The organism is Fusobacterium necrogenes, from assembly GCF_900450765.1.
GTDB classification, from domain to species: domain Bacteria; phylum Fusobacteriota; class Fusobacteriia; order Fusobacteriales; family Fusobacteriaceae; genus Fusobacterium_A; species Fusobacterium_A necrogenes.
The window spans coordinates 1,560,490-1,573,795 of the sequence record NZ_UGGU01000003.1 but is presented as its reverse complement, the minus strand read 5'-3'; the positions used below and the strand labels follow the sequence as shown (position 1 = coordinate 1,573,795).

Here is a 13,306-nt window from a genome sequence, read left to right as displayed (position 1 = left end):
AAATGAGAGTATTACAAGGGAAATTTACAGGAAAAGAATTAAGAGTAGGAATAGTAGCAGCTAGATTTAATGAATTTATTACATCTAAACTTATTGCTGGGGCAGAGGACGCTTTATTAAGACATGAAGTAGAAGCTGATAACATAGATTTAGCTTGGGTTCCAGGAGCTTTTGAAATTCCACTTGTAGCAAAGAAAATGGCAGAATCTGGGAAATATGATGTGGTAATAACTTTAGGAGCAGTTATAAAAGGGTCTACACCACATTTTGATTATGTCTGTGCTGAGGTCTCTAAAGGAGTAGCAACAGTTAGCTTAAATAGTAATATTCCAGTAATATTTGGGGTATTGACAACTAATAGCATTGAAGAGGCTATAGAAAGAGCTGGAACAAAAGCTGGAAATAAAGGTTTTGATGCAGCTATAACAGCAATTGAAATGGTAAATTTATTAAAGGGGATGTAGTTTTATGGATGAAAAGTACATGGCAAGAGCATTAGAGTTAGCTGCTCTTGGAGAGGGAGCTGTAAATCCGAATCCTTTGGTAGGAGCTGTAGTAGTGAAAAATGGAATAATAGTAGGAGAGGGATATCATAAGAAGTATGGAGGACCCCATGCAGAAGTATTTGCTTTAGAGATGGCAGGAGAAAAAGCTGTGGGAGCAGATATTTATGTAACTTTAGAACCATGTTCACATTATGGAAAGACTCCACCATGTGCTAAAAAAATAATAGAAATGGGATTGAAGAGATGTATTATTGCATCTCTTGATCCTAATCCTTTAGTATCAGGAAGAGGAATAAAAATACTCCAAGATGCTGGAATAGAAGTAATAACAGGAGTATTAGAGCAAGAAGCAAAAGAGCTTAATAGAGTTTTTATGAAGTATATAGTAGAAAAAAAGTCATATCTTTTTTTAAAATGTGGAATAACATTAGATGGAAAAATAGCTACAAAAACTGGAGACTCAAAATGGATTACAAATGAATTAGCTAGAGAAAGAGTACAAAAACTACGAAGTAAATATATGGGGATAATGGTTGGTATTAATACAGTATTAAAAGATGACCCAAGTTTAACAGCTAGAATAGAAAATGGAAGAGATCCATATAGAATAGTAGTGGATCCAAATTTAGAGATACCATTAGGGAGTAAGATAGTAAATTTTCAAGATGGTAAAAGTATAGTTTTGACATCACAAAAAAATGTAGAAAATAAAAAAAGTAAGATACTTTTAGATAAGAAAGTAAAAGTTATTTATTTTGAAGGTAAAAATTTTAAAATATCAGAAATTTTATTAAAGACTGGAGATCTTGGAATAGATGGAATACTACTAGAGGGTGGAGGATATCTTATATCTAAAGCTTTTAAGGAGGGAGCAATAGATGGTGGAGAAATATTTATTGCACCTAAAATACTTGGAGATGAAAATGCAATACCTTTTATAAAAGGATTTTCTATGGAGAATATAGCTGATGGAATCGAATTGAAAAATGTTAAAATAAATAGTTATGGAGATAATGTATCTATGGAGTTTTATAGATAGAAAGGAGTGATTTCTTATTTTTACAGGATTAGTAGAAGAGATGGGAGAAGTTCTATCTATTGAAAGCGGAGAAAAATCTTTAAAATTAAAAATAAAGTGTAAAAAAGTCTTAGAGAAAGCAAAGCTTGGAGATAGTATTGCAACAAATGGGACATGTCTTACAGTGACAAAGTTAGGAAGTGATTATTTTACTGCTGATTGTATGTATGAAACAGTAAAAAGAACTAATCTTAAAAGGTTAACTGTAGGAGATAAAGTAAATTTGGAAAAGTCAATAACTTTAGCTACACCATTAGGAGGCCATTTAGTAACTGGAGATGTAGATTGTGAAGGAAGAGTGGTTGCAATTATTTCTGAAGGAATAGCTAAAATATATGAGATAGAGATAGAAAGAAAATATATGAAATACATAGTTGAAAAAGGAAGAGTCACTCTCGATGGAGCAAGTCTTACTGTAATGAAATTAGGAGATATGACTTTTGGAGTCTCACTTATACCTCATACTCAAGAAATGATCACGCTCGGGAAAAAAAGAGTTGGAGATTATATAAATGTCGAAACTGATTTAGTTGGAAAATATGTTGAAAGACTTTTAAAATTTCAAGATGGACCTTTTAAAGAGAATGAGGGAATTACTATGGAGTTTTTACTAAAAAATGGTTTTTAGAGGAGTGAATTGTGATGTTGGATAGAATAGAAGATGCTCTTGAAGAATTAAGAGCTGGTAAAGTAATAATAGTAGTAGATGATGAAAATAGAGAAAATGAAGGAGATTTTGTTTGTGCAGCTGAGTTTGCTACTCCTGAAAATATAAATTTAATGGCAACAGTAGGAAAAGGATTAATTTGTATGCCTATGACACAGGAGTATGCTAAAAAATTAGCTCTACCTCCAATGTGTTATGATAATACTGATAATCATTCCACTGCTTTTACTGTATCAATAGATCATGTAGATACAACAACTGGGATATCGGCCTATGAGCGTTCATTGACAGCTATGAAAGCTTTAGATGAAAATGTTAAGCCATATGAGTTTAGAAGACCAGGACATATGTTTCCATTAGTGGCTAGAAAAGGTGGAGTAATCGTCAGAAATGGCCATACAGAGGCAACTGTAGATTTAATGAGATTAGCTGGACTTAAACAAATGGGTTTATGTTGTGAAATCATGAAAGAAGATGGAACAATGGCTAGATTTGATGATTTACAATTGCTAGCTAAAGAATTAAATATGAAAATGATTTCTATTGAGGATTTACAAAAATATATAAAGATGAATGATCAATTAGTAGAGGTTGCGATAAGAGCTAAGATGCCTACTGGATCTGGAATTTTTGAAATAGTAGCATTTGATAATAATCTAGATGGAAAAGAACACATTGCTTTAGTAAAAGGAGATGTAGCAGGAAAAGAGAATGTTTTAGTTAGATTGCATTCTGAATGTTTTACAGGAGATATTTTAGGCTCTTTAAGATGTGATTGTGGCTCTCAATTGAAAAGAGCTATGAAAAGAGTAGATGAAGAAGGAGAAGGAGTAGTTCTTTATTTAAGACAAGAAGGAAGAGGAATAGGCCTTATAAATAAATTAAAAGCATATACTCTTCAAGATCAAGGAGCTGATACAGTAGAGGCTAATGTGGCTTTGGGATTTGAGCCAGATATGAGAGATTATGCGATAGCTGTTCAAATGTTAAAAGCTTTAGGAGTGAAGTCAGTGAGAGTAATGACTAATAATCCAGCAAAAATAGAAGCTCTTGAAAATTATGGAATGAAGGTAATAGGAAGAGAAGCTATAGAGACAGGATTTAATGAGACTAATGAGAAATATATGAAGACTAAAAAAGAAAAAATGAGACATATGTTAACAAAAATTTAAAATAGAGGATACTGTGAGGGAGAAACCAGTTATAGTTTCTCCCTTTTATAATATTAGGAAAAGGAGTTCATAAAGTTGCTAAAAAAAGATAAATATTATATACTTTAATTGTAAAAAGTTAGATATAGGAGGAAAGAAAATGGAATTAAAAGATTTAAATGGAATAATAGATATAGATATTGATGGAAGTTTAGCGAGATTTGGAGATATGATAGAATTTTATGTAAAGTTTTTAAAAAAATTTTCAGAAGATAAAAATTTTGAAGATTTAAAAATAGCATTAGATAGAAGTGATGTAAAAAAAATTGAAGAAATAGCTCATACATTAAAAGGAGTAGCTGGTAATTTAGGCCTCAATAAGGTATATCAATATTCAAATGAGATAGTTAATTTAGCTAGAGAAAATAAACTTGAAGAGATAAATAATATAAGACCTGAATTGGAAAAAGAAATGCAACATGTAACTGAAATATTAAAGAAGTTGATTTAGTAAAATGTACAAATACATATATTGTATTTCTATTAATTTAAAAAATGAGGAGAGAAGATGATATATATTTCAGTAGCTTTAGGAATAGAAGCAAAACCTATTATAAAGTATTTTAATTTAAAAAGAGATAATGGTATAAAAAAATTACAAGTTTTTAAAAATGAGAGAGTTACTTTGATAATAACAGGAGTAGGAATTTTAAAAAGTGCAATAGCTTTGACATATATTTTTTCCCAAAGTGAGATAGATGAAGATGACATATTTTTAAATATTGGAATCTGTGGAGCTAAGAGTGAAAAATATAGTATAGGGGATATAGTCCTATGTAATAAAATAATAAATTCAGAGTTGGAGAAAAGTTATTATCCAGATATGGTGTTTAATCATTCCTTTAAGGAAGGGAGCTTAGAGAGTTTTAATACCCTAGTATATTGTGAAGATGAGGTTGTAGGAGATTTAGTAGATATGGAGGGGGCAGGTCTTTTTGAAGCTACTACATATTTTTTTCAAAGTTACCAACTAAATTTTATAAAGATAGTATCTGATTATTTAGATAGAGAGGTAGAGCAAAACCAAGTGGAGGAGTTAATTTTAAAATCTCTTCCTCAGATAGATAACTGGTTGATAGAGAGAGAAAAATTTAAAGTAGAAAAGGAGATGGATTTCACTTTAGAAGAAAAAAATATGGTAGAGGAACTTATAAAAAACGCTAGATTTACAGCAACTATGGAAAATGAATTAAAAAGCTTGTTACTTTATTATAAATTACAAGGAAAAAATATAAATGAAATTTTGGAAAAATATAGAGATGTAGAGATAAAAGATAAGAGAGATAGTAAAAAAATCTTAGAGGAGATCAAGGAGATAAGATGAAAGAGAATAACGAATTTGAGATAATTGATACAGCTGGTTTTGATGCAATAGAGAAAAGATTTAAAAAACTTTATCCTAAGCAGGAGGAGATACATTTCCACGCTCAAGTTTCATCAAGATTAGGTGGAGATGACCCTCTTGATGGAATAAGTATATTTAGAGGAGATGGATATTATCACTTTGTAACTTTTGGTTTTAGTGAACTCTATGAAAAAGAGAGTGATGATATGGAGTATAGTGGATATGGTTTTGAGCTTACATTTAAATTGAAGATGACAGAGGAACAGAAAAAGAGAAAAAAAAGAGACTTTGATATAAAGGACAGGGAGCTAAAAAATATCTGTTCCATATTACAAGAGTTAGCTAGATATGTATTTGAAACAGGTGAGATATTCCAGCCTAATGAGTATATTTGGACAGGGCAAAAAGAGGGAATAGATTCTAATAAAAAATCTAAGATAACAGGTTTTGTAACGACTCTTGATATGGCAGGAGAGATATCTACACCTAATGGTAAGGTACAATTTGTAGAGTTAGTAGGTGCTACTGATAATGAATTAAAAAATATAGATAGTAATAAGTTAAAAGTAGAAGAGTTATTAAAAAAATTAAAAACAGATATTACTGACTATAATAGAAAGAGTATTATATAGAAAGGATAATTTTAATAGATGAATTTATTAAATAAAAGTTTTTCTCACATATATATTGAAAAGGAAGCAAAAGAGTATGAGGAGAGTAAAAAAATTTTTGAAAGATTTCCAAATTCTCAAATAGTAGAGATAGATGATTATAAGGAGATTTTTTCTAAAAATAATCAAAATTTTTCACTACAAAAAAGGACACCTAAACTAATATTAGCAGTGAAAAAGGAAAATTATCTCTATGAGGGAGCAAAGGTGTGTGAAAGTTTTGGGAATGAGAATTTTTATTACTCATCATCTATTTTAAATTGTGTATATGATTGTGAATACTGTTATCTTCAAGGGGTATATTCCTCTGGAAATATAGTTATTTTTGTAAATTTAGAAGATATGTTTCAAGAGATAGAGAGGATATTAAAAGAGAAATCTATGTATATCTGTATTTCTTATGATACGGACTTGATGGCTCTTGAAGAGGTAACAGGATTTGTGAAGAGATGGTATGATTTTGTAGCTAAGCATAAAAATCTCAAGATAGAGTTACGTACTAAAAGTGCAAGTATAAAGGTATTTAAAGATTTAAAACCTAATCCTAATTTTGTAATAGCATGGACAATATCTCCTAAGAAATTTGCTCAAGAACATGAGAGAGGTACTGTACCTTTTGAGATGAGAGTAAAATCAGCTAAAACTTTAATAGATAGTGGTTGGACTGTAAGAATCTGTTTTGACCCTATGATAAAAATAGAGAATTTTTATGAAATCTACGGAGAGATGGTAAGAGAAACTTTTAAAGAGATAGATAGTAAAAAGATTTTAGATGTAAGTATTGGAACTTTTAGAATATCTAAAGAGTATATGAAGAGAATGAAAAATAATAGGAAAAACTCATTGATATTAAATTATCCTTTCCAATGTCAAGATGGGGTATATAGTTATCCATTAGATGAAAATAGTAAGATGTTAGAGTATATGAAAAAATTGATACTAGAATATGTAGAGGAAAGCAAAATATTTATATAGAGGAGAGAAGATGAAAAAAGTATTGATAACAGGGGCTACGTCTGGAATAGGACTGGCTATATCAAAAAAGATGTTAGATATAGGATATAGTGTCTATGGAGTGGGAAGAGATTTTAGTAAGGTTGATATAGATTCTTCAAATTTTTACCCAATTGTTTGTGATCTTATAAAGTATCAAAATATAGAGGATATGGTAAAAAAATTAAAAAAAGAAGTGGATATAGATATACTTATTAATTGTGCAGGGGTAGGATATTTTGGACCTCATGAAGAGATAAACCCTACAAAACTCCATAAGATGATAGCTCTTAATTTAGAAGCCCCTCTTATTTTAACTCAGCTTCTTCTTAGAGATTTGAAAAAGAGAAAGGGAACAGTTATAAATATATCATCTATTACAGCTACTAAAGCTAGTACATATGGTTGTGCATACTCTGCTACTAAGGCTGGGCTTGTGCATTTTTCTAAGGGATTATTTGATGAAGTAAGAAAAACAGGAGTAAAGGTAATTTCTATCTTACCAGATATAACAAAAACTCCTTTCTATGATAAATTAAATTTTAAAGAGGGAGAAGATGAAGAAAGTTATATTCTCCCAGAATGTGTAGCAGCTTTTGTAGAAAATATTTTGTTTCAGAGAGAGGGAACTGTGATTACAGAAGTAATATTACAACCACAGAGACATCAGATAAAAAGGAAATAATTTAAATTAATAAAAAAATACTTGACAAAAAGAGTAATATATAGTATATTATTACTGTAGTAAAAGTGAAATGATTACAAAAAAGTAAAATAGAAATAAATTAAAAGAAATTTAAGGAGGAAATTAAAGTGGCAAAATGGAGATGTAAAGTTTGTGGAGAAATTATAACTGATGAGGCGATAACTGTTTGTCCTGTATGTAAGGCTGGAAAAGACAAATGGGAAGAAGTAGTAGAAGGAGAAGGAAGAGTTTGGGCAACTGAGCATAAAGTTGGAGAAGGATTAGCTTGTGGAGATGAAGAGATAATCATGGGATTAAGAGCTAATTTTGAAGGAGAGTGTACAGAAGTTGGAATGTACCTAGCAATGTCAAGAGTGGCTGACAGAGAAGGATATCCAGAAGTAGCAGAAGCTTATAAGAGAATTGCTTTTGAAGAAGCTGAGCATGCAGCTAAATTTGCAGAATTATTAGGAGAATGTGTAACTACTTCTACTGAAGAGAATTTATCAAGAAGAGTTGAAGCTGAATATGGAGCAACTGCAGGAAAATTTGATATTGCTAAGAGAGCAAAACAACTAGGATTTGATGCTATTCATGATACAGTTCATGAAATGGCGAAGGACGAGGCAAGACATGGAAGAGCTTTCACAGGGTTATTAGAAAGATATTTTGGAAAAAAATTATAATAAATTTTGAGGTAAATCAAATAAGTAAACTATTAAATGTTTTACTATTTTTATAATTAAGAAAGAGTCAGAGGAATTAATTCTTTTGGCTTTTTTTTTATCTAATGAAATTATAATTTGATTTTTCTAATAAAAAATAAAAATATGAGTAGTACAAAAAACTGATTTTATATCACCTCTAGTAACCATATTCTTTTCAGCAAATTGAGTTTGTAGATATATTGAAATATGAAGTTCTTCTTAAATAGATACTAAGTTTTCCAATCATTTTAAAGTTTTTAGGAAGAATATGAACAATTAATTTAGTAAGAAATTTTTGAATAATCTCTTTGATATAAAGAAAATGATCATTGTTAAAATGTTTTTTGACATGAGTTAAAAAATTTAACATATTAATATCATAGAATATATATTTTAAAAATATATATATCTTTTGGTATATTTTATTTAGTTACTAAACTATAAAAAAGAGAACTAAGTAAAGTGTTTTTTAATGCTATTTAACTTTTTTTATAAAAATATATTGTATTTAAGATATAAATTGACGTTTTTTATAAAAAATGGTATACTTTATAAGTAATTTATGTCTAAAAAAATAGTATAAAATAATTTTATATAGTTTATAAATTTTTAGTTAAAAAAGGAGTGAGTAAAATTTACAAAACGAAGGATATTATATTAACAGGATTTGCACTTTTTGCAATGTTATTTGGAGCAGGAAACTTAATATTTCCACCAACAGTTGGATATATAGTAGGAGATAACTGGAAATTAGCAGCTTTAGGATTTTGTATTACAGGAATAGGATTCCCATTAATGGGAATAATAGCTTCAGGATTTGCAGGAACAGAATTAGACCACTTTTCAGATAAAGTTTCTCCTATTTTTAGTAGAATTTTTAATACAGTTTTAATTTTAGCAATTGGCCCCTGTTTAGCTATACCAAGAACTGGAGCAACAGCATTTGAAGTAATGATAACTCCTTATATAGGAAATGAAAGTTCAATAGTTAAATATATTTTTTTAATAATCTATTTTGGAGTAGTTTTACTTTTTTCTTTAAGAGAAAGTGAGGTAATAGATAGAATAGGAAAAATATTGACTCCAATTCTTTTAATAGTATTGACTATAATAATTTTTAAAGGAATATCTACTCCTATAGGAGAGGTAGTATCAACAGAAACTACAAATAATTTTAAATATGGTTTTTATAATGGTTATCAAACTATGGATACTCTTGCTGCCATAATATTTGCAAGCATAATTTTAAAAACAATAACTGCAAAAAATAAAGAGTTAGGAAAAAAAGAACAGTTATCTTTTTTGTTGAAAGCTAGTGCAATAGCTGTATGTGGACTTGCAATAGTATATGGTGGGCTTTTATATATAGGTGCAACTTCGACAGCAGTATTAGAAAATAAAGGAACTACTCAGCTTTTAAATACTATTGTCGCAGAGCTTTTAGGAAAAAATGGAAGTATGCTTTTAGGAATTTGTGTTGCTGGAGCTTGCCTTACAACAGCAATAGGACTTACTGCTACTGTTGGAGATTATTTTAGTTCAATATTTAAAATGAGATATGAAAAGATAGTAGTTATAAATGTATTGGTGAGTTTAATATTTGCTGGATTTGGCGTTGATTTAATAGTTCAAGTGGCTGCTCCAATATTAGTATTTATTTATCCAATAGCTATAGTTCTGATTATTCTAAATTTGTTTAAAGAATATTTACAAAACAAGGGAATATTTATAGGATCTGTAATTGGAGCTGGAATTATAGGAGCTATTGAAGCATCAGAAATGTTAGGAACTTGTCCAGCACTAGTATATAATCTTTATTTAAAACTACCTTTTCAAGATTATGGTTTAGCTTGGATATTACCAAGTATAGTAGTCGGGGGTATATTTGGTATGATAGAAAAGATAAAAAAATAAATTATAAAGAGAAAAGAGTAATAGATAAATTACTATTCTCTTTTCTTTATTTTATATAAAATTATTTGATCTAATAAAAAATTTTTAAAATTTTTTGAAAAACGTTCAGCAAAAAATACTGAAGTTATTAATTTTTCTTTTTATAGAAATACTTCTAAATGGGTAACAGTAGTATCAAACATAGTACTGATTGAATAAGTGAGTATACTTAATATTAGCTATATAGTTTAAAATATTTTTTAATTGCTTGTGTTCTATCTTTATGCATGTAATTAGAATAACAAAAGTTTCTTCTAGTTTTTCAGTGCAGAATTAGATAATCGGTTTCCATTTCAGCACTTATGTCTTGCCATACAAGTAAGGAGTTGAAATTCCTTTACTTTTTTTAATTAAGTTGTCATCTATATCATTTATAGAGAAACTTTTAGTTTTAAGATTTTCAAATTTAGATATTGTTAATGCAAGCTACTTTACCATATTTTTAGTTGCTTCAGAGACATAATAGTAAATAATACTTATTTTCATAACCTTCCTTCATTTTATAAAAAATACTAAGTATAAAAAATAATTTACTCCATTTTGAATACTTGATATAATGTACTATGTTTAAAAAATCAATTATACAGAAAATATGAGAAAATAATAGAGGAGAGGAAGAAGACTTTTGATCGATTAAAATCAGAAAAATTTAGTTTTTAAGAAAGAAAATATTAGATTGAAAAATATTTTGTTTAAGTTCTTATATTTTTTTACAAAAAAATTTGATTATGATATAATATAAATGTAGATAGAGTTAGAGGTAATTTTATGCTTATAAAAGAAACATTAACAATCTGTACTAATGAGAATGATAAGGGAAAAAGAATAGATAAATTTTTAAATGAGTTGATTGATGATGCTACAAGATCATACATTCAGAAAATAATTGATAATGGTTTGGTAGAGATACAAGGAAAAAAAGTTACTAAGAGTGGAAATAAATTAAAAGGAATAGAAATAATAGTAGTAAATATCCCTGAAGATGAAGTGTTAGATTTGACTCCTGAGGATATACCATTAGATATTATTTATGAAGATAGTGATATAGTAGTTATAAATAAAGCTCCAAATCTAGTGGTACACCCAGCTCATGGAAATTACAGTGGTACACTTGTAAATGCTCTTTTATACCATATAAAGGATTTATCTACGATAAATGGAGTGATAAGACCAGGAATAGTTCATAGGCTAGACAAAGATACAAGTGGTGTAATAGTAGTAGCCAAAAATGATGAAGCTCATGGAAAACTTTCAGAGATGTTTAAAGAAAAAACTTTAGAGAAAACTTATGTATGTATAGCTAAAGGAATTTTTAAAGATAAGAGTGGAAGGATTGAAACTTTTATAGGGAGAGATAGCAGAGATAGAAAAAAAATGGCTGTTGTAAATGAGAATGGGAAGATGGCTATTTCAAATTATGAAGTACTAGATGAAGGGAAGAATCACTCTCTAGTAAAAGTGAGAATAGAAACTGGAAGAACTCATCAGATAAGGGTACATATGAAATATTTAAATCATCCAATAATGGGAGATACTACCTATGGAAATGGAAGTGATGGTGCAGACAGACAGATGCTACATGCATATAGATTAAAATTTACACATCCTACAAAAAATACCGAGATGATAGTGATAGCTCCACTGCCTGAAGATTTTAAAAGGGCAGCAAAACATGTGGGAGTAGATATATCTAAAATAGAAAGTGAGATAGAAAATGGAAAATAATTTACTTTATCAATTTGATTTGGAAAAGGGCCAAGAGATAATAGGAGTAGATGAAGCTGGAAGAGGACCTCTTGCTGGAAATGTTGTAGCAGCTGCTGTAAAATTAAAAAGATATTCAGAAGAACTTCAGGAGATAAATGATTCAAAAAAACTTACTGAGAAAAAGAGAGAGAAACTTTTTGATATAATTATGGAAAATTTTGAAGTAGGGATAGGGATAGCTTCTGTACAAGAGATAGATGAATTAAATATATTAAATGCTACATTTTTAGCTATGAGAAGAGCAATAGAGGAATTAGGAAAAAAAACTAATATAGATGTATTAGTACTTGTAGATGGAAATTTTAAAATAAGAGAGTATATTAGAAAACAGGAGCCAGTAATTAAAGGAGATACAAAAAGTCTATCAATAGCGGCAGCCTCTATAATTGCAAAAGTTACAAGGGATAGGCAATTAGTAGAAGAGGGGAAAAAATATCCAGAATACCATTTTGAAAAACATAAGGGTTATGGAACGAAAGCTCATAGAGAAGCTATTTTACAATGTGGAGTTACACCTATCCATAGAAAAACTTTTTTGACAAAGATACTAGGAGAAAATGCAAAATAATAGAGAGATAGGAGATAAGTATGAGGAAAAAGCTGTAAAGCTACTTATCTCTCGTGGATATGAAATAGTAGAAAGAAATTATAGAGTGAAAGCTGGAGAGATAGATATAATTGCAAAATTTGAAGATACTATTGTGTTTGTAGAAGTGAAGTATAGAAAAACTTTAAAATATGGATATGGTTTAGAGGCAGTAGACTATAAAAAAATCAGAAGGATATATAATGCTGCTAAAGTATATCTAATGTTGAATAAAAAATTATCATCTAAGACTAGGTTTGATTGTATAAGTTTTTTAGGGGAAAAAATATCTTGGACAAAAAATTTAACATGGGGTGATGAAATTGGATTTTAAATGTATAAAATGTGGTTGTGATAAATACCAAGTAAAAACAACAGTTATTCCAGAGAAAAGCCCTGGTTTAAAATTAGAATTTGAAACTTATTATATAAAAACTTGTCTGAATTGTGGGTATACAGAGATATATTCTGCAAAAATAGTGAATATGGAAAAAGATGAAAAAAAGAAACTTTGTCCAGAATATTAAAGAGTTAGTTTTTTCTCAAAGATGTCCAATATGTAAAAAAATTTCCCAAGAAAATAATTATATTTGTAATGAATGTTACTTTTTATTGAAAAGAAAAGGAAAAATAAAAAATATAAAAAATTATTATTATTTATACTATTATAACGAAGAAATAAAAAGTTTAATAGCTGATTTTAAATTGAAAAATAGAAGAAATCTTGGATATGAGATAGCTTTATTAATAAAAGATCCGATTAAGAGTCTTATTAAAGAAAAAAGAATAGATATAGTTTTACCTGTTCCTATAAGTAAAGAAAGAGAAAGAGAAAGAGGATTTAATCAGATAGAAGATTTACTTGATAGATGTGGAATAGAATACAAAAGAATAATAAGAGAAAAAAATACTAAACATATGTATGAATTACTTGATAGCAAGGACAGAAAAAAGAATATATATAATGCTTTTAAAAATAGGAATTTAGATATAAATGGAAAAAATGTATTGATAGTTGATGATATAGTAACTACAGGAAATACAATAAAAGAAATAGTAAAAGAAATAACAAAAATTGCATCTCCTGAAAGCATATATATTTTTTCTTTAGCAGTTTCAAAAATTTTTAAACCGTGA

General features: G+C 28.7%; 16 protein-coding genes. All 16 read left to right on the top strand.

Translation table 11 applies throughout. The features are described from left to right. Positions 1-2: 2 nt before the first annotated feature. The 16 genes from ribH (at position 3) to DYA59_RS07310 (ending at position 13,306) form a co-directional block, all read left to right on the top strand. A complete protein-coding gene (ribH, locus tag DYA59_RS07385) occupies positions 3-464 on the top strand; it encodes a 6,7-dimethyl-8-ribityllumazine synthase (protein WP_115270857.1) in 462 nt (153 codons plus the stop codon). Between the two features lie 4 nt (positions 465-468). After that, entirely contained in the window at positions 469-1,545 is a 1,077-nt protein-coding gene (ribD, locus tag DYA59_RS07380) for a bifunctional diaminohydroxyphosphoribosylaminopyrimidine deaminase/5-amino-6-(5-phosphoribosylamino)uracil reductase RibD (protein WP_245943724.1), read from the top strand. Positions 1,546-1,561: 16 nt separating this feature from the next. Further along, a complete protein-coding gene (locus tag DYA59_RS07375; protein ID WP_115270855.1) occupies positions 1,562-2,212 on the top strand; it encodes a riboflavin synthase in 651 nt (216 codons plus the stop codon). Positions 2,213-2,226: 14 nt separating this feature from the next. Beyond that, positions 2,227-3,423, top strand: coding sequence for a GTP cyclohydrolase II (gene ribA, locus DYA59_RS07370; RefSeq protein ID WP_115270853.1), 1,197 nt, complete (start codon positions 2,227-2,229; stop codon positions 3,421-3,423). Between the two features lie 139 nt (positions 3,424-3,562). Then, positions 3,563-3,913 (top strand): Hpt domain-containing protein, encoded by a 351-nt coding sequence (locus DYA59_RS07365; RefSeq protein WP_115270851.1) that lies wholly within the window; start codon positions 3,563-3,565, stop codon positions 3,911-3,913. Between the two features lie 57 nt (positions 3,914-3,970). After that, positions 3,971-4,786 carry a 5'-methylthioadenosine/S-adenosylhomocysteine nucleosidase family protein gene (locus DYA59_RS07360; RefSeq protein WP_115270849.1) on the top strand — a complete coding sequence of 272 codons (816 nt, stop codon included), beginning with the start codon at positions 3,971-3,973 and terminating at the stop codon, positions 4,784-4,786. Further along, complete coding sequence (locus tag DYA59_RS07355) at positions 4,783-5,439, top strand: suppressor of fused domain protein (RefSeq protein ID WP_115270847.1); 657 nt, start codon at positions 4,783-4,785, stop codon at positions 5,437-5,439. Before DYA59_RS07360 ends, DYA59_RS07355 begins: the two co-directional genes overlap by 4 nt. Positions 5,440-5,457: 18 nt before the next feature. Next, the gene (locus DYA59_RS07350; protein WP_115270845.1) at positions 5,458-6,453 is read left to right on the top strand and encodes an SPL family radical SAM protein; all 996 of its coding nucleotides are present in this window, start codon (positions 5,458-5,460) and stop codon (positions 6,451-6,453) included. A 10-nt stretch (positions 6,454-6,463) separates the two neighbouring features. After that, positions 6,464-7,156: an SDR family NAD(P)-dependent oxidoreductase gene (locus tag DYA59_RS07345; RefSeq protein ID WP_115270843.1), complete on the top strand. Its 693-nt coding sequence runs from the start codon at positions 6,464-6,466 to the stop codon at positions 7,154-7,156. Positions 7,157-7,284: 128 nt separating this feature from the next. After that, positions 7,285-7,842: a ferritin family protein gene (locus DYA59_RS07340; protein ID WP_115270841.1), complete on the top strand. Its 558-nt coding sequence runs from the start codon at positions 7,285-7,287 to the stop codon at positions 7,840-7,842. 654 nt (positions 7,843-8,496) lie between these two features. Continuing rightward, the gene (gene brnQ, locus DYA59_RS07335; protein WP_115271530.1) at positions 8,497-9,777 is read left to right on the top strand and encodes a branched-chain amino acid transport system II carrier protein; all 1,281 of its coding nucleotides are present in this window, start codon (positions 8,497-8,499) and stop codon (positions 9,775-9,777) included. A gap of 807 nt (positions 9,778-10,584) precedes the next feature. Further along, a complete protein-coding gene (locus tag DYA59_RS07330; RefSeq protein ID WP_115270839.1) occupies positions 10,585-11,541 on the top strand; it encodes an RluA family pseudouridine synthase in 957 nt (318 codons plus the stop codon). Then, complete coding sequence (locus DYA59_RS07325) at positions 11,531-12,151, top strand: ribonuclease HII (protein WP_115270837.1); 621 nt, start codon at positions 11,531-11,533, stop codon at positions 12,149-12,151. Before DYA59_RS07330 ends, DYA59_RS07325 begins: the two co-directional genes overlap by 11 nt. Next, positions 12,141-12,503 carry a YraN family protein gene (locus DYA59_RS07320; RefSeq protein WP_115270835.1) on the top strand — a complete coding sequence of 121 codons (363 nt, stop codon included), beginning with the start codon at positions 12,141-12,143 and terminating at the stop codon, positions 12,501-12,503. The genes DYA59_RS07325 and DYA59_RS07320 overlap by 11 nt, the downstream gene beginning before the upstream one ends. Continuing rightward, positions 12,487-12,696, top strand: coding sequence for a zinc ribbon domain-containing protein (locus tag DYA59_RS07315; protein WP_115270833.1), 210 nt, complete (start codon positions 12,487-12,489; stop codon positions 12,694-12,696). Before DYA59_RS07320 ends, DYA59_RS07315 begins: the two co-directional genes overlap by 17 nt. Further along, the gene (locus tag DYA59_RS07310) at positions 12,665-13,306 is read left to right on the top strand and encodes a ComF family protein (protein ID WP_115270831.1); all 642 of its coding nucleotides are present in this window, start codon (positions 12,665-12,667) and stop codon (positions 13,304-13,306) included. Before DYA59_RS07315 ends, DYA59_RS07310 begins: the two co-directional genes overlap by 32 nt.

Coding starts and splice junctions, on each gene's coding strand:
- DYA59_RS07325 (WP_115270837.1), top strand. CDS start 11,531: ATGGAAAATAATTTACTTTATCAATTTGATTTGGAAAAGGGCCAAGAG.
- DYA59_RS07320 (WP_115270835.1), top strand. CDS start 12,141: ATGCAAAATAATAGAGAGATAGGAGATAAGTATGAGGAAAAAGCTGTA.
- DYA59_RS07330 (WP_115270839.1), top strand. CDS start 10,585: ATGCTTATAAAAGAAACATTAACAATCTGTACTAATGAGAATGATAAG.
- ribA (WP_115270853.1), top strand. CDS start 2,227: ATGTTGGATAGAATAGAAGATGCTCTTGAAGAATTAAGAGCTGGTAAA.
- DYA59_RS07315 (WP_115270833.1), top strand. CDS start 12,487: ATGAAATTGGATTTTAAATGTATAAAATGTGGTTGTGATAAATACCAA.
- DYA59_RS07310 (WP_115270831.1), top strand. CDS start 12,665: ATGAAAAAAAGAAACTTTGTCCAGAATATTAAAGAGTTAGTTTTTTCT.
- ribH (WP_115270857.1), top strand. CDS start 3: ATGAGAGTATTACAAGGGAAATTTACAGGAAAAGAATTAAGAGTAGGA.
- DYA59_RS07355 (WP_115270847.1), top strand. CDS start 4,783: ATGAAAGAGAATAACGAATTTGAGATAATTGATACAGCTGGTTTTGAT.
- DYA59_RS07345 (WP_115270843.1), top strand. CDS start 6,464: ATGAAAAAAGTATTGATAACAGGGGCTACGTCTGGAATAGGACTGGCT.
- DYA59_RS07360 (WP_115270849.1), top strand. CDS start 3,971: ATGATATATATTTCAGTAGCTTTAGGAATAGAAGCAAAACCTATTATA.
- ribD (WP_245943724.1), top strand. CDS start 469: ATGGATGAAAAGTACATGGCAAGAGCATTAGAGTTAGCTGCTCTTGGA.
- DYA59_RS07350 (WP_115270845.1), top strand. CDS start 5,458: ATGAATTTATTAAATAAAAGTTTTTCTCACATATATATTGAAAAGGAA.
- DYA59_RS07365 (WP_115270851.1), top strand. CDS start 3,563: ATGGAATTAAAAGATTTAAATGGAATAATAGATATAGATATTGATGGA.